Genomic DNA, 16,813 nt, shown 5'->3' with positions numbered 1-16,813 from the left:
GGAAGGTATATGTCGATTACACCTTATCATGATCTTAAAAGTACTGATATATTATCAGCACATATCTCTGGTCTGCAGCATTCCATCAATAAGCTGGAATCCGTTCTCGATATGAAAACACAGTCTATTGCCGGACATACGCTGGCAGCTGTTAATGATCAGGCGGATTCAGCTTATCATTATCGAATCTATGAAGGTAGTATAAGGAACTGGCTTGAAAACCCAGTTCCTCGTATTTACCGCAATAATATGGAAGTCGCAGGTGATGAATATACCATTCAGCCTTCTTATGGTGTTGTGGTGTTTCATGAACAGCAATCCCCAGAGGATATCATAACTGTAGATGTGAATTATGTCGATTCAGGCAGTAATTTCAGTGACCAGTTAATCGGAATGACTCCATTTTTGCAAGCATCAGGCGTTTGGAGAACGAATTCCATGAATGCTAGTAATGTCACTCCGAAAATCTTGATTGCAGCTAATTTAATGGATGCCTTCCCTTTTCCGGTTTCTGAGAAAACCACCTATGACGCTATTGCAATAAAAGTGGATGGTGCTGGAGCATCAGGAACTAAAGCTCGTCTGGGAATTTTCAAGGATAACGGGAATTGTTACCCCGGAGAATTGGTAGCAGACGCTGGTGAGGTAGGGACAGACACAACAGGTGTGAAATCTCTACCAATTTCGTTGACTCTACAAAGAGGCCTATATTGGATTGTGCGTAATTCGAATGGTGGACCATCTGTATCGGGAATTGCTAACACGGATGCTATCAATCTGGGTATCGATGACAGTCTGTCAGGTGCGCATGCAGGTGCTTATCGTATTACAAGCTCTTACAATGCACTGCCAAAAACTTTTACCAGCGGGGCGGATCTATTGTATCGTACTGCTTATGCTTCGGTGTGGCTAAGAAAGGGTTGAGTGATGTATGTCACAATATAACACTTTAAACACACAATATAACTCGCTAAATAAACAAAAAAGCTACAATTCATTTTTTAAGAGTCAATTTCTTGTTTTTCATAATCAGCTTCCAAAAGCAAGACCTGTTATTTTAGATCAAAATCAGCAAGTACACTGTATTATAGAAAACCCACTGGAGCTGCAGCTGAATCAAGAATTAAACGGAAAAGATACAATCGAATTCACCACCCCTTATGTTGACGCGAATGCCAAATATCTGGTGAACGAAGCAATTGTAAGGCTGCTCGATTCTGACTACATTATTCGAACAGTTACAAAAACACGGGACCGTGACGGGAAGAAGACAATTTCTGTTTATGGAGAAGCACTGTGGTACAACTTGCAGTATGCAGCTCCTTTAGGCACCACTTCCTGGACGGAAACAACTCCGAAACATGTATTAAGGGATATCCTAAAGGACACAGAATGGTCATTAGGAGAAGTAACCAGTGCCACACTGCGTGATTTCAGCATTGATTCGGAGCTCACAAACCGATTGAAAGCACTTCGAGATGCAACCGATTTGTGGGGAGGGACACTTGTCTTCGATATCAAGAATCGCATGGTTCATTTAGTGGAAGGAGATCTGGGTGATCCGGGTGTTTCCATTGTTTATCAGAAGAACATGAAAACAGTTGAAGCCATATACGACACGCAAGACTTGATCACAAGATTATATCCCTATGGAAAAGGCAGCTTAACAATTGAAGATGCAAATGACAATCAGTTATATGTTGAGAACTATCAATATACGAATGCTGTAAGGGTCAGAACATTTAAAGATACTAGGTTCACAAACCCGTATTATCTGAAAGAAAAAGCAGAAGAAATCCTCGATCAATTGAGTATCCCGCGAGCCAGCTACAGTATTACAGCGGCTGACCTTTCTGATTTGACTGGACTAGAGCATGAAGCATTCAAATTAGGCTATCTTGTCCGTGTGTATGACGAAGAACTGGATGTAAATCTAAAAACGCAAATTGTGAAGTGGTCTTACAATGTGTTGGAGCCTTGGAACACAGAATTGGAATTATCTACTTCTACCCCTGGCTTGGAAGATTTATTGAAAAATGTAACAGAAGCTGCTAATCAGGTTCAATCTGAAGATTCCCTGAGTGAGACAGATATTTTGAATCTTTCACCCTACAATTATTTATTGAATTCCCGTGCAGAAGACGGGGATGCTTATTGGGTGAATAATGGCTGGCAGATTGACAGTACAGAAGGTTATAGCGGAACTTCTTCCTTCTTTTCACAAGGAGAGTATGATGTTGAAAAAACGCTATCGCAAACTGTGTATCCTTCTAATCGAGAAATGTATACTTTGAGTTTTCGCTCCATGACCGAAGGGTTGACAGTAGGTACTGACGGAAGAGTAGGTATAGAAGTGACAGTCACTTATGAAGATGGTACAACCGACACGGAATTCCTTTCACTAGCATAGGAGGAGGGATTATATGTTATATGATAAGAATGCGATGACAGTTAACATGAATGGCAAGGTGGAGAGCATTAAAGTGGAATTAGTTATGCGAAATACCCGGGGGTCAGTAAAGATATCTGATCTCCTCCTTCAAGGAGGAAATGTTGCTACTGAATGGACTAGTCACCCAGCTGAATTGAAATGGTCATTGGATGGGTGATGTCAGTGGAAAATTGGACACGATATTTCAGCAGTATTCAAGTAAATAAAAATAAGGCAGTTCATTCACTGCGTATCACTGTTGTCAATGACAAGACAGAAGGGAAGCTCTCTTTTACTGACCTTATGCTGCAGGAAGGGGAAGTAACTTCTGGCTATATAACAGCAAATAAAGAGATGCTGGCGAAGGAAGTCATAAACAATGAAGAGATCGCCACCCGACATTTTAATGCCGTCATAAGAGGAAAACAATCATTAGGTATTCCGAATCGATCCCTACCTGTTAATGAAATCGATTTGAATGCGCGTACTACAGGCGGCATGGATTTCACCGTGCATGCAACTTCCCCAGTAGCACAAAAAGGAATAAAAATCGATCAATATTATGGCACTCGCCCTTTTAATCTGATACGTGGATTAAATCAAGGGGATACATTTCAATATAAAGCAAGCAGCAGAGAGCTTCTGATAAACGCACAGCATTTTGAACAGCCGGATGTAAGGTTCCAACAAATTCCTGCAATCAGCGGGAAATTTAACATTGAGATGCAGCAAGAGGACAGACCCAGCTCTGGATACGTACTGTGCGAGGTGGAAACGTGGTTGAAAGGGAAGGGCAGTGAACGATTATGAGTATATTGAAAACAAAAAATCGTCATATGATGGTTTGGCCTACCGGTTATGGACATCTTCAAAGAATCAGTGATGTTGGAGATAAAATCACTCAGGTTGGGTTATTTTTCTTCAATATTAAATCAGACGGATCTATTTGGAGTGCTCTGGACACTGATAGTAACAATTTGAGTGGAAATTACCCCAATTTGGACTCGACTATGGATTATGCTCGATCACTAAGCGCAAAGTGGCCCCATATTAAAATGCTGATTACAGTTAAGAACGATGGCTTTGAATCAATATTACGCTCCATATTGACCTCTCCCGTTGCTACTGAACGTTTTATTAACCATATTAATCAATGGCTGGATCATTATTCTTGGGTGGATGGTGTGGATCTAGATTTGGAAAGACTTCCAAACGACTTGGAGCAGCAGATATATCAATTATATAAGAAAATTCATGTAAGTCTTAAAAACAGAAGCGCTAGTCGACATATTCATGTTGATTTACCGCCAATGACAGGTCCCGGCGAAACTGTGGGACCTGAAACGTGGTGTGACTACGGGCGTATGCGACCATTTGCTGATACATTTCAAATTATGACGTACGGATTCGCATGGGCAGGTTCTGCTCCAGGACCGACTTCCCCGGTTGAGTGGCTGAAGCGTGTATTGGAGTATGCAGTGAGTGCTTTTGATCGAAATACAGTATTTACTGGTATCCCAGCCTACGGTCACAGATGGCAAATCTATGATTATCCAAAGAATTTAGATGATAATTATCGTGGAACCGCTGGTGCATACGATCCATTCCTACAATGGATGCTTGGCGATTTATCTCATACTGACAGTTACCGTACTGGGACCGAAACACAGGCTTATGTTCCTTTTGCTTCCTTTATTGATGAGGATCTCTATCATTGGCTGTATCTTCACGTTTATGACTATCCAGGAGCTAAAGATGTAAATGCGACTGACCTATCGGTTGGAACATATGGAAATAAAGATTTCTTGACTGCTTATCAGAAATTCCAGAAAACTGCTTTTACTGGTGAGATCATATCGCTAAAGGGTACGGATTATTCCAAAAAAAGCGGAGCCATTGGTGAAAATGAAAATACTGGTGTTGTATATCCAAGACGACCTGCACCCCTAGAGGATAGCAATGGGGAAATAGCGGGTTATGAGGATGAAGGAGAATTGATTTGGAATTTTACCATCCCTGAGCCTGGTGTGTACACGCTGGCGTTGGAAGTGAATTTCACATGGTGGAACAGTCAAAAATTGTCCTTTTTATTAGATGGGAAAGCGTACGCGGTTGGAAATGTTGAGCAGTGGTATCCGTATTATCGTCTCAATCACTGGTACAAGCTGGACGCAAAATCTTTTGCAGCTGGAGAACATACCTTAGTTTTGAAGGGGGCAGACAGTGAATATAACACGCAACTTTATCAAATCAAAGTAGTGAGAGGATTCACGGAAGAATTCACGTGCGGTAATGCTAATTTCGAGTTAAAGCCGCGCCATTTCATCGATAAAGACCGCAATCCTGCTTGGCCATATCAGAATAAATTCAGACTGACGCTAGAAACACTCCGCAGGGATCCGGAGAATGTAACGATGTGGTATGACGATTTTCGTGATTGGTCCTCTTCACTGCCAAGTACGTATTACAATGCTAACGGCAACTGGGAAATCGAGAAACCAAATGATACCGGAACAGCCCGTGAATATACCACCCTTCAAGGCAGTGGTCATGTTGAGATAGACTATGCATCTTTTCAAAGTGTACATGTCAAAGCAAGAATTCGGTTAGATCAAGAAAACAACAAGGCTGGTGTTACATTTGCTAATCTTTGGTGCTGCTTAAATAATGCTACCCAGACGATTCAGTTATATGAAGGATCAAATCTGCGTCGCGAATATTCTTTGAACAATCCAATTACAGCTGAGACATTTTACACAATATCGCTACGGATAAGAGACAATATTGCGGCTGTCTTTTTGAATGACTTTAAATTATTTGAAATCAGCTTGAATAGTGGAGTGCGTAATGGTTATTGTGGTTTGAAAGCCGACCGTGGTGTTACCAGTGATTTATTTGTCATCTCTGATTCCTATTGGTATTACCCGCAGGAAGCGTTTGATGTAGTTATTCCAAACGGAGAAACTGTCCGTTTGGGCCGCATACCGCGGGAGAATATTGAATGGGAGGACAGATGGGGTTATTTCAAGGTAGCAGAAGGGGAAGAAATTGATACCCGGCTAGCTCCGGAAGATGGGCTCAGCAGTTCCATCAGTATGGACTGGGATTATTTGCATTCAAAAGTTTTTGAATTAGCTGAACCGGCCGACTATCCTTTATTGGTAAAACCTTTGGATATAGGGGTTTGGTTATCTATTGTGTTCTTAGGGGATGCAGATGGTTATAGCATTGTTTGTTTCCCGGATGCGGATACGCTGATGAATCTAGGGAATATTGCTGCCTATGAATTTGCCATACATGGAACTGGCATGTGGAATATCGGGCAGGAAGATGATAGGTTTTGGAATATGTTAGTCAGTCATGTATAAGGAGGGGATTGACTTGACGAGAGAGACACCAGGTGTAATGATTACCCTTCGAGAAATTTATGATTCTGTTCAAGGTGTCGGGGACTCTTTAGAACGCATGGAGGGTAAGTTGCTGCACTTGGAAGAGAAATCATTGCTTGCTGTAAAAGCTGATGAAAGAAGCCAGGATGCCCTTGATATGGCTAAAGAAGCATACAAGCTTGCTAAAGAATCCAATGAGGCTATAGAAAGCTACCAGCAGACGAAAGAGGAACAAAAACAATGGTATTCGCGTACGATCATTGCAGCCGTTATACCATATATCATATCAGCCATTCTCGGCTTACTTTATATCTTGGGCAATTGAACATTTGGAAAGAGCGTAGATGACATCTACGCTCTTTTTTACAACCTGAAGTAAGGAATATAGATAAACTTTAGAGTTTTAACACATTTATCGATAACGAAAATGACAGATACTAGAAGTTATTGCTAGTAAAATAAGGATATAAGAAGGGACCTGATAGAACAAAAAATAAAGTCTGAGGAAATCATACTATTAAAAGTCATTTTATACTAATTTATTTCCATATACGCATTGTTTTTGGGTATAATAGTTAAATAAAAGGGGAACTTATGTTCGGTTTTTATATAAAGAAAGGGGACTGATCATACATGTACTTGCACCAGGAAATCAGTAAATCCGAAAGAAAGAAACTTGTAAAGAATATTGAGAAGCATCTGAAGAATTATAACAACTACAAGGTAGCTATCCTCAACTTAAATAAACAACTCGAATTCATATCTTCAAAAGAGAGCAAAGAGCAAATCTTTGCCGGTGATATTAACGCCAGAGGTATTATCATTCATCCGCAAACATCCATTGATAGACTATCTTATGAGCTCCAGCAAATTGAGCTTATTAAGGAATCCATTGACGTATCCATGTCGGAATTAACCGAGGTAGAGAGGCAGTTTGTTACCTATCGTTATTTTAAAAATTGGTCCATTGAAAAAAGTGCTATGGAGATCGGTTACAGCGATAAAGCACTATTTGTGATACGCAATCAAGTCATGGATAAGCTGCTCATTAGCTTGGGCAGTGTTATACTCATGTGATGTTAAATATCCAGTAAGATACAGCTGGATCAGAAAATCCGAAAATCAATGCAAATTCTTTAGAAGAATTGCATGAGTTCGGATTTTTTGTTTTGGTTAGTTAATAGGTGCAAGCTTATTATGTGACGAAATACACCTGGTTTACTTGGGTCGATGATAATGAAATAACAAAAACATACTTTCTATAAGCATCAAAAAGATTACATTCACCCTAATAGGAACATGCGTATTCAAACCCAAACAACCAATTACTGATACAATATCAGTAATTGACTATCTAAGGCGATATGATTCCTGTCTCAATAAGGTGGTTCTCACTTTTTCGTTATTATCCGCGTTTATTTTGTCTAGTTTACAAGTCTGTATAGGCTTATTAAAGTAGCCAGATATTATTACAAATTGTGGGCTAAAAACGCTCTGAAATTCTCTTTTGCCCTTTCTACCCGTTTTCTAACTACACTACTGTATGGTTTTTTAAAAAGGTACCATGAGAGGTCTTTGCCATAATATCCTTTGTAAAGTGAAATGATGATCTTTGCTTGATTTCTATTCTGTTCGGCAAATCTTTTAAAGATATCTTGGATTGTATAAACCTCGAGATACTTTTCTTCTGCTGACGGAATTTCACCAATAGAATCTAAAATAGTTTTATCAAATTCGTCATTATTTGAAGGAGAATTTATTGATAACCACCTTGCTTTTTCGTAGGTTCTATTATCTTTATCAGTTTTTCCTCCTTTTACTTCGTAGTGTTTCCAGACGGAAGCTTCAGCTAATTTTAACCTATATAGTATCAACGGCTTAAAATCTCCATCAAAATCTTGATAATCGTTAAGGGTACGCCATAAACAAAAGGTAAATGAAGAATAAAATTCTTCGATCGGTATAGCTAATTGAAAAGCTAATGCTCGTTTTTCTGCGTTTATTGCACACTTCCACAGATAACCTTTAAAATCTCTGTATATCACATTAAATGTAGTTTCATCACCTTCATTATAGGTAGATGCTAGATCCTGAATTTTGTTCCAATAAGATATTCTGTTTTTCACTTTGCCAACCCCTTCTTCATGCTTTACGTCAAAAGTAACTGAAAAAGGGGGAGCTAAATTCGAAACTAAATCTATAAAAAAACAGCTTGTTCTCAAGATGAAAGCGTATATTTTTCAAAATCATTTCTGGTTTTTGTATATAGAAAATGATTAGTTTTTATGGCCAGCTGTATTAAAAATAAAAATTATTAATATATCCTCTTAAGTTAAATTTCTCAAATGTTATAAGCACCGAGTTTATGAAGGAACAGATTATTCGATCCATTCCCCAAGTCTAATTTTGACACAGAAGCCCTCTGTAATCGTGGTTTGCTATCCTCTCCTGTAGAGAAATATATATAACTGATTATTACAACCATTTTGTTTACCATTGTTCTATTTTTTAAAATTGATTTTAATGCTCAAGATCATCCTAGGATCAGAGATTTTCTTTCTCTAATCTTTTGTTGGATTCATATTCCTAAATTGGATAAAAAATAAAACAGAGACGCAATTAAAGCATCTCTGTTTCATATTAGCGAGTAAACTCGTAGCTGTAAGCAGTTTGCATTAAATTAGTATAGCCTGTGCCACCATCATACAAATAAACACGAACTTTGAAACGTCTAGCTCCAGCGGTAGAGTAATTGTAGAAAGTTACACTTCTTGAGCTACCGCTAGAAGCACGACCGCCGTTTTTCGTTTCTTTAATCCTCCAAGAATAGTTTACAAATTCCATCAATTCAAATTTAACGTTGACATCACTGTTTCTGGAAGAATTAAATGAAGCGTAAATATTTTTATAATCCTGAGACGTTGAAATTGAAACTTGTTCACCTGCGTAAGCAAAGCTGCTGTCTAATTTGAAATTAGTATATTGTGCCATAAATAATTATTCTCCCTTTTTTCTAATTTGAGCATTTTACCGTCTTGCTCAGGACAAATCATAATAAATTATTGCTCACTTTTTTTGTAACTTTCGGGTCACCTATAGTTAATATGATCTCTTCAACCTATAATGGTTGTTGGTCCCCAGTTACTTCATTAATGCAAGTCCTACGTTAATAATGTAGAACCCTGTCTTCTCCAGAATCTTTACAAACAGCCATCAAACCAACTCCTTCGTTTTTTGTTTAAGGGATTTCATTGTCCTCACAATAGAATGTAGATTTATTGATTCCATTTGTGACATTAAAAGATATATGTATAAAAAATATCGTAGTCGTGATTAGCTAATTCGTAATAAGAATGATGGTTTAAGTAGAGAGAAAAAAGCTCCTGCTATTTTATAAGTTATCTATCTTTATAAGAAGAAAGATAGACATTGAATAAATTGTAGGCATGGTTAACCAATAATGCTTATCAGTCTTTTATAGCGATTTGACTTTATTAGATAACTATACAACTCTGGCTTCTTCCCACGTTCCTAACAGATTCTTATACATAGTATGGTTAATTAATTTCGTATTACATTTGAGATAAATGTCACATTCTATTATTTATTGCGACTTATTTATTAGAAGGTTAATATATTGGCGGTAATAAAAATAGCCGTCACAAATCAAAGTTAACCTTTAGAAAGTACAGCTTTGATTACGGGTATTGGTTGGAATGCATTTAGTATTAAAGACATATTTGGTGTCACCATCTAAAGAAAACCCAAGCTTACTTGTAGAACTGTATAAACAAAGGAGGTTCTTATTTTGGACAGAGGGACATTTGTTAGAACTCTAGTACTTTTCATTGCTTTAACTAATCAATTACTTACTATCTTCAATAAATCGCCCCTTCCGATAAAAAGCGAGGATTGGGAGCAATTTGTGTCTCTGCTTTTTACTTTTGCAACATCCATTTGGGCATGGTATCGAAACAACTACATTACTGCTAAAGGAAAAGAGCAAAAGCGGATTTTAGAAAAGGAAAAATTGATTAAATAGCGGAGTGGAGGTTATAGAATGGCTAAAGTTTTTATTGATCCTGGACATGGAGGAAAAGATTCTGGTGCTTCATCGTTTGGTTTGAAGGAAAAAGACATCGTGCTTATGATAGCCAAAAAAATCGCGAGCCAGCTTAAGGAGAACTATAACGACATTGAGGTGATGATGAGTCGTACGGATGATGTATTTATCTCGTTAAGTGAGCGTGCAAGTATGGCTGACAAACGGGGAGCTGAATTGTTTGTTAGTATTCATATAAATGCTGGAGGTGGGGAAGGATTTGAAACCTACAGATACATCAGTACTTCCGAATATGGAGATACTGGTCGTGCTCAGGATGTTCTTCACGAAGCAATTTACAAAGAGATTAAGGCAGAGAATGTTAAAAATCGAGGGAAGAAAGTTGCCAACTTTGCTGTATTAAGAGAAACCTCAATGAAAGCAATACTGACTGAAAATCTATTTATTGATAATGAGAAAGATGCGGCTCTTCTAAAAGAGAGTGGATTCTTAGATAGAGTAGTGCTTGGCCATGTTAAAGGAATAGCAAATATACTTGAATTAGAACAAGCAGGGAATGAAGCTGATAAAAACAGCAATAGTCTTGTTGTTGTTAAAGATAATTCGGACGGCTGGCTATGGACATATAATTCAGCGGATTGGGATGACAAAGCGATAAAGGTTAAACCTAATGAGGCCTTTACAATTGTAGGTACGTATATGGTGAATGGTAGTAAAATGTATAAGTTAAAATCGGGATTATATATCACCGCGTCTCCTAAATTCGTAAAAATTAAATAGTTTACAGGTAGTGATATTTGAGAGATGCGCAATTATTATTGTGCATCTCTTTTTAAATAATTGGCTTTTTCTAACATTGAACAAGGTAAAGGTGGTAACTGAGACTGTTTTTCCTCCCCATCCAAAAATTACAGCTACTATAACTGGCTCAAATCGGGTAATCTAAAGTAAGAACATTTGTTCCCTTTGGAGGTGGAGAAGATGGATTACAGCGGATTTCAGCAGCATGAGGTATTGTGTGTGGATATGCGAAGCTTCTATGCAAGTGTGGAATGTGTGAAACGCGGGCTTGATCCGATGACAACACTGCTTGCGGTGGTCGGGGATACGAAGCGGCCAGGGAGTATCGTGCTGGCTGCCAGTCCTGCATTAAAGAAGAAGCATGGCGTCAGTAATGTGAGCCGTTATTTTGAACTGCCGGAAGATCCGGAAATCGTTATTGCCGAAGCACATATGAAGGATTACTTGGAGGTTTCGGTGGCAATCACTGAGCTTGTGCATGAGTATGTCCCGATGGAAGCAATCCACGTTTATTCAGTCGATGAATTCTGGGTGACACTTGATGGTACGGAAAAGCTGCACGGAACTGCGGAAGAGACGGCTGCCAAGCTGCAGGCGGATATCCTGGAGCAATTCGGTGTTACGGCAGCTATTGGAATCGGCGATAACAAGTTCCTGGCCAAGGTTGTGATGGATATTCATGCAAAGAAACAGACCTCTGGTATTGCTATTTGTCATTATCAGGATGTACCGCGTTTATTATGGCCGGTTCCGATTCAGGATATTTGGGGGATTGGACGACGCATGCAGCGTAATTTGAACCGAATGGGTATTGTTACGCTTGGACATCTGGCTCACACTTCCTTGGAACAACTCAAGAAACGGTATGGTGTGATGGGTGAGCAATTATACTGGCATGCATGGGGAATCGATGAGAGCGAGGTGCTCGGTGATTTCGTCAAGCAGGAACAAAAAAGCTACGGACACGGCATCACACTGCTGCGTAATTATCGGGGAGAAGAAATTCCGACCATCATTCTGGAGCTGTGTGAGGAGGCATGCAGACGGGCAAGACGAGATAGGAAGGAAGGCAATACAGTCCATCTGGCCGTTGGATATGCCAGTCAGCATGGTGGCGGCTTCAGCCGGTCCCGTTCCTTTACGAGCCCTTCGAATCTGACGACGGATATGTATAAGCTCTGCCTTGAACTATTTCATGAGCACTACCAAAAAGGCCACGAAGTCAGACGGGTGTCTGTCTCCCTGACCAATTTATACGATGAAGAAGCAACGCAGCTTAGCTTATTTGAGGACAAAAGCAAGCAGAAGGATCTGAGTCGGACGATGGATCAGATTCGTGCGCGTTTCGGCACGACTGCCATTCTGCGCGCCAGCAGCCATACAGCTGCTGGGATGACAATTGAACGCAGTACGAAAATTGGAGGCCATCAAGCCTGACTTATGCTGCTGCCGTCTGCTGGAACAGCCGGCGCAGCTTTGGTACATACATGATAAGAAAGACGGACCGGCCGAGACTGAACAGCAGGAAAGCAATCCAGAGTCCATGATTGCCAAGCGGCTGCAGAGCATAAAGTGCGGCTAGATAAAGCAGGACAGCAAAAATCATAGAGTTACGGACAAAGCGAACTTCTGTCACGCCTGTGAACACGCCATAGTGGACAAGGCCAAGGCTGGCAACAAGCGGAAACAGGACAAGCCAGTTGGCATAGGAACCTGTCAGCTCAATAATATGCTGCTGATCGGAGAACAACGGATAAATCCACTTTTGACCAGCAAGGAACAAAAGCGCGAGAGTCACCCCGATACCAAGCCCCCATTGCAGCGATAGACGCAGAGACTGTGAAAAGAGTTTCTCATTGCGTTCCCCAAGTGCCCGACCGGCCACAATGCTGGATGCATTAGCGAACCCGTCAAAGAAATAGGCCATCATATAGTGAATCTGGATCAGAATGGCATTGGCTGCTAGCATATCTTCCCCAAACGCAGCGCCCTTTGCTGTAAATAGGTTAAAGACAATAAGCAGGCATATCGTCCGGATGAATAAATCTTGGTTGACTTTCATCATCTGCCACATCGGTTTAGGATCGACTGCGCGTCGTAAAACCTGCACGAATGGGTGCTGCCAGATGCCTCCAGCATATTTCCGCAGCAGGACAATGCCGAATACACAAGAAAAAATCTCTGCAATCAGCGTAGAAGCACCTACACCTGCCACTCCCAAATCCCACACATGAACGGAAAGAATACAAAGGATAATATTCAGTACATTCGTGCTTATTTGGAGAATAAGCGTTGCTTTGATATAGGACATGCCGATTAGCCAGCCAAGGATGACATAGTTGGCAAGCGCAAATGGTGCACCCCAAATCCGGATTGAGAAGTAAGCCGAAGCACTGCTATTCACTGCATCACTCGCTCCTAAAAAGGAGAGGGAGTAGTGCAGGATCGGCTGTTGTATGAGAACGAATAGCAGACCGACAATAAAAGCAACCAGGAAAGGACGCATTAGCGCCATTGCATGTTTTTCTTTATCCAGACTGGCAGATGCTTGAGCAGCAAACCCAGAGGTGCTCACCCGAAGAAATCCGAAAAGCCAGTACATCGTATTAAATATGATCGTACCGATGGCGACTCCGCCAATATAAGAAGCATTGGAAAGTTGGCCGACAACAGCCGTATCAACAACACCGAGCAGCGGAGTTGTAATCGTCGATAGAGTCAGCGGAAGAGCCAGCGCTAAGTAGTTTTTATGCTGCATACACTCACCTTAATAGTAGTAATTACGATATAATATACCGCACATATTCGCAGAAGTAAACGCTATTTGTTTCCGAACATAAACGTCATCGTATTAACACGCATATTAAGTATTAATCCTAGAGAAGCGAGTGTAATAACGAGTGCACTGCCTCCGTAGCTAATAAGCGGCAATCCTAGTCCAGTAACGGGCATTAATCCGATACTCATACCGACATTTTGGAATATCTGAAAGGTCAGGAAACCAGCAATTCCTGCACCAATCAAGGTACCGAAGGAATCATGATAGCGCTGAGAAATCATGACGATTTTATAGATGAGCATAAAGTAAAACAGCAAGACGATACTTGTTCCGACGAAGCCGAAAACACCGCCAATGACGGCGAATATCAGGTCTGAATAGGCGTATGGCACATGCGGCAGGTGTTCATAGCCGCTCACATTACCAGATCCAATCGCCATGATTGATTGATTCAGCTGATAGCCGGAAATAGTATATTTCTCTGGCTGCAGCCAGCCGTAAAATCGGCTTGCTTGATAGCTTGGCAGCATACCGAGTATCCGATCAAGAAAGAAGTCAGTTGCAACGAAGTATGTAATTGTCAATGCAAGGATGATCGTTAATGGTACAGAGAAAATAATTAGTATTGTTTTTATCCGGACGCGGGAAACAAGCAGCATCGCCCCGTAAATAGCAAGATAGACCATCGCATTACCGAAGTCCGGAAATTGCATCACGACAGCAACAGGGATTAATGTGATAACCGTAAGTTTGCCGACAAGCAGTATTTCCTCTTTTAGTGTAGGAGATGCATCGGTTCCTTTACTGATAACCTGTGCCAAATACAGAATTAAGCCGATTTTCATCGATTCAGCAGGCTGGAATGAAAAGCCGCCGATCGAGTACCAGCCGTAGGCTTCATTAATTTCTTTGGAGATGCTGGAAGGTGCAATCAGGATACCTACTAACAAAAGCAGGAAAAACAGATAAACAAAGAGGGACAAACGCTTCAATATATCGAGATCGAGAAAATATGACACAATAAAACAGCCGCCTAAACCGATCACATACCAGACGACTTGCTGCAGGGCGAAATATTCTCCTTGCAGGAGTTGTACTTGATATAAACTGACCAGGCTGACCAGTCCGAGCAGTATGATAAGTGAGAAATAGATATAATCGAATTTTTCTAGATATGTTTGCAGTTTTTGCATGCTTGTCACCATTTCATCATAAGTATAAGCTACTGTTCTATCGTAACAGAAATTTCCAATTAAAAAAGCCGTATTCTCGAGAAATACGGCTTTTTCCTAGTTAATGATGATGGTGGCTTCCACTATCATCCTGTTTTTTCTGTTCTTGTTCCTGTTTTATCTTTTCTATCTCTTCTTGAGTCAATTCACCAACGCGAATTTGCTTCGTCGGCATCAAATGAATATTATCGACCGTCACATCTGCTTTTACAAAATATACGCCATCCGATGGGAAGGTATATTCCAAGAGATATGTTCCGTCTGCATCCAATGAGGCGGGGATTTCTTCTGCATCTGCTTTGTTTTCATCTTTCCAAATTAGAAAATTGACGGTTGCTTCCTGTTCAAGTGACTTACCATCTTGCGTAAGCTTTACGTCAATTTTCGGAGCAGAACCTGCTTCAATGGATTCAGGAGCTTCGATGTTCACGTTAACTTCTTCCCGTTTGGCATAGTGATCTGCTGCTTCAGGATCGGCAGAGCATGCAGCAAGGAGAAAGAACGTCAGTAACAACGGTGTAAATTTAATGAATCGCATCTGCTTTTCTCCTTTCTTACGCATTGAAGAACCTCTTCAGTGCAGGTACTCTCGGGATGACAAACCGATCAAACAGCCAGACGACGATAATCGAGATACCGACAAGCGGGAAGATGATGCCAAGAATGATCATCAATACAATAACACCCTTCATAACTTTGTCGGACGGTGCTTTTGGTGACCCTAGCTTACCTTCCGGTTTTCGGGAGAGCCATAGTATAAAGCCGCTCACAGCAATTCCGACAATTCCGATACAGACAAGCAAACCGATAATCTGATTCCAGATACCGAATTCCGTTCCTTTATGAATAGTAATACCATAAGCAATAACCTTACCAAGCGTATTATAATTATCATAGCGATAATCTGCCAAAACAGCACCAGTATACTGATCAATGTGCATCGTCACTTCATCACGAGCTTTCGGCGGGAAAGCAGACAAAGTGAATACACCATCCTGCGTTTGCGGAATCATGATATTGTAGCCCGGCTTTACACCTTCTTCTTCGGCTATTGATACAACATCATCAACTGATAGCTGTGTATATTGCTGATTTGTAGAAACAGGGACTGGTAGGTTCTCCGCTGACCAAGGAACATCTGCGATTTCCTTCGTTTTCACATCAGAAGCTGGAGCATCACCAACCCACACAGAAGGTGGATAGCCGACACCTGCATTTGTAGTAAGTATCTGGAAATTGTTTCCCCATAAACCTGACCAAGGAAGACCAGTGAGTATCAGGAACAGCAGACCTAATGAAATCCAGAATGCAGGTACTACGTGCAAGTCGCGTGCCCGCAGTTTTTTCCCTTTGTTCAATCGAGGAACCAGGACTCCACGGATTTTCGATTTACCTTTCATCTTCGGCCAGCCCAGGTAGACACCAGTAATGATCAGAATTAGTGCCCAGCAAGCAGCCCACTCGACAATACGATCCCCGACAGTTCCCATTAACAGCTCACCATGAATCTTTTCAAATACATTGACGAGTTTGTAAGAATCTTCTAATTTACCGAGTATGACATTTTCATAAGGGTCAACGTAGACGGTAAAAGCTTTACCGTCTTCAGTAATACCAACCTCTGCTGAACGGTCTGGACTGTCACTTGGACGATACGACGTCACTGCTGCATTCGGGTTCACAGCTTCCACTGTATTAATTTGCTCGGATGGAGTTGTGACTGTAGTTTGCGGAGTGACTTCATAATAGTCTTTATAAAGGGCTGCTTCGATTTGGGGTTTAAATAGGTAAACGCCGCCTGTGATAGCCAGAATAATGAGGAAAGGCATGATAATAAGACCTGCATAGAAATGCCAGCGCCAGACAGACTGATAAAGTGACCGACGCTTCTGTTGTTTCTTCTTCGACACCGACGGCTCTTTTTGTGCCTCCATATAGGGACAACTCCTTTTCGTCTATAGTAAATGTAATAATAGGCAAAGTAGTACAAGCCTAAGCTTAGGACAATTTTCACCCCCTTACAAGTAGGTAAATGGAGGATATTATGACCATTCCTTGAACTTGATGGATAATAATTTATAAAGCGTTTTCATCCGTTAGCTCATGGGGCTGAAACGT

16 protein-coding genes are annotated in these 16,813 nt (G+C 40.7%); 10 read left to right on the top strand and 6 right to left on the bottom strand.

Annotated elements, in window-relative coordinates:
• Positions 1-9: 9 nt before the first annotated feature.
• The 7 genes from AE2B122_RS10325 (at position 10) to AE2B122_RS10295 (ending at position 6,897) form a co-directional block, all read left to right on the top strand.
• On the top strand, positions 10-924 hold the full coding sequence (locus AE2B122_RS10325; protein WP_175074011.1) for a hypothetical protein: 915 nt from the start codon (positions 10-12) through the stop codon (positions 922-924).
• A gap of 7 nt (positions 925-931) precedes the next feature.
• On the top strand, positions 932-2,410 hold the full coding sequence (locus tag AE2B122_RS10320) for a phage tail spike protein (protein ID WP_175074010.1): 1,479 nt from the start codon (positions 932-934) through the stop codon (positions 2,408-2,410).
• A 13-nt stretch (positions 2,411-2,423) separates the two neighbouring features.
• Positions 2,424-2,609 carry a hypothetical protein gene (locus AE2B122_RS10315; RefSeq protein WP_175074009.1) on the top strand — a complete coding sequence of 62 codons (186 nt, stop codon included), beginning with the start codon at positions 2,424-2,426 and terminating at the stop codon, positions 2,607-2,609.
• Positions 2,610-2,614: 5 nt separating this feature from the next.
• Positions 2,615-3,241, top strand: coding sequence for a hypothetical protein (locus AE2B122_RS10310; RefSeq protein WP_175074008.1), 627 nt, complete (start codon positions 2,615-2,617; stop codon positions 3,239-3,241).
• Entirely contained in the window at positions 3,238-5,799 is a 2,562-nt protein-coding gene (locus AE2B122_RS10305) for a glycosyl hydrolase family 18 protein (RefSeq protein ID WP_217468079.1), read from the top strand. The genes AE2B122_RS10310 and AE2B122_RS10305 overlap by 4 nt, the downstream gene beginning before the upstream one ends.
• A 13-nt stretch (positions 5,800-5,812) precedes the next feature.
• Positions 5,813-6,145, top strand: coding sequence for a hypothetical protein (locus tag AE2B122_RS10300; protein WP_175074007.1), 333 nt, complete (start codon positions 5,813-5,815; stop codon positions 6,143-6,145).
• A 308-nt stretch (positions 6,146-6,453) separates the two neighbouring features.
• Positions 6,454-6,897, top strand: coding sequence for a transcriptional regulator (locus tag AE2B122_RS10295; protein ID WP_175074006.1), 444 nt, complete (start codon positions 6,454-6,456; stop codon positions 6,895-6,897).
• Between the two features lie 392 nt (positions 6,898-7,289).
• Here AE2B122_RS10295 and AE2B122_RS10290 read toward each other — a convergent pair whose 3' ends face one another.
• Both AE2B122_RS10290 and AE2B122_RS10285 read right to left on the bottom strand, forming a co-directional pair.
• Complete coding sequence (locus AE2B122_RS10290; protein WP_175074005.1) at positions 7,290-7,946, bottom strand: hypothetical protein; 657 nt, start codon at positions 7,944-7,946, stop codon at positions 7,290-7,292.
• Between the two features lie 514 nt (positions 7,947-8,460).
• On the bottom strand, positions 8,461-8,811 hold the full coding sequence (locus AE2B122_RS10285; RefSeq protein ID WP_175074004.1) for a hypothetical protein: 351 nt from the start codon (positions 8,809-8,811) through the stop codon (positions 8,461-8,463).
• Positions 8,812-9,628: 817 nt separating this feature from the next.
• Between AE2B122_RS10285 and AE2B122_RS10280 the strand changes: the two genes are divergently transcribed.
• From AE2B122_RS10280 to AE2B122_RS10270, 3 genes are all read left to right on the top strand, one after another.
• Positions 9,629-9,862 (top strand): phage holin, encoded by a 234-nt coding sequence (locus AE2B122_RS10280; protein ID WP_175074003.1) that lies wholly within the window; start codon positions 9,629-9,631, stop codon positions 9,860-9,862.
• 18 nt (positions 9,863-9,880) lie between these two features.
• A complete protein-coding gene (locus tag AE2B122_RS10275; protein WP_175074002.1) occupies positions 9,881-10,663 on the top strand; it encodes an N-acetylmuramoyl-L-alanine amidase in 783 nt (260 codons plus the stop codon).
• Between the two features lie 201 nt (positions 10,664-10,864).
• Positions 10,865-12,121, top strand: a complete 1,257-nt coding sequence (locus AE2B122_RS10270) for a DNA polymerase IV (protein WP_175074001.1) — start codon at positions 10,865-10,867, stop codon at positions 12,119-12,121.
• A 1-nt stretch (position 12,122) separates the two neighbouring features.
• Here AE2B122_RS10270 and AE2B122_RS10265 read toward each other — a convergent pair whose 3' ends face one another.
• The 4 genes from AE2B122_RS10265 to AE2B122_RS10250 form a co-directional block, all read right to left on the bottom strand.
• Complete coding sequence (locus AE2B122_RS10265; RefSeq protein ID WP_175074000.1) at positions 12,123-13,442, bottom strand: MATE family efflux transporter; 1,320 nt, start codon at positions 13,440-13,442, stop codon at positions 12,123-12,125.
• Positions 13,443-13,504: 62 nt separating this feature from the next.
• Positions 13,505-14,656: an FtsW/RodA/SpoVE family cell cycle protein gene (locus tag AE2B122_RS10260; protein ID WP_175073999.1), complete on the bottom strand. Its 1,152-nt coding sequence runs from the start codon at positions 14,654-14,656 to the stop codon at positions 13,505-13,507.
• Positions 14,657-14,756: 100 nt separating this feature from the next.
• Positions 14,757-15,257 (bottom strand): FixH family protein, encoded by a 501-nt coding sequence (locus AE2B122_RS10255; protein ID WP_095219709.1) that lies wholly within the window; start codon positions 15,255-15,257, stop codon positions 14,757-14,759.
• Complete coding sequence (locus AE2B122_RS10250; protein ID WP_095219710.1) at positions 15,250-16,629, bottom strand: PepSY domain-containing protein; 1,380 nt, start codon at positions 16,627-16,629, stop codon at positions 15,250-15,252. Before AE2B122_RS10250 ends, AE2B122_RS10255 begins: the two co-directional genes overlap by 8 nt.
• Between the last annotated feature and the right edge of the window lie 184 nt (positions 16,630-16,813).

It is taken from the genome of Terribacillus sp. AE2B 122, from assembly GCF_902497585.1.
In the GTDB taxonomy this organism is placed as follows: Bacteria; Bacillota; Bacilli; order Bacillales; family Amphibacillaceae; genus Terribacillus; species Terribacillus saccharophilus_A.
This window is presented reverse-complemented; position numbering and strand designations above follow the sequence as displayed.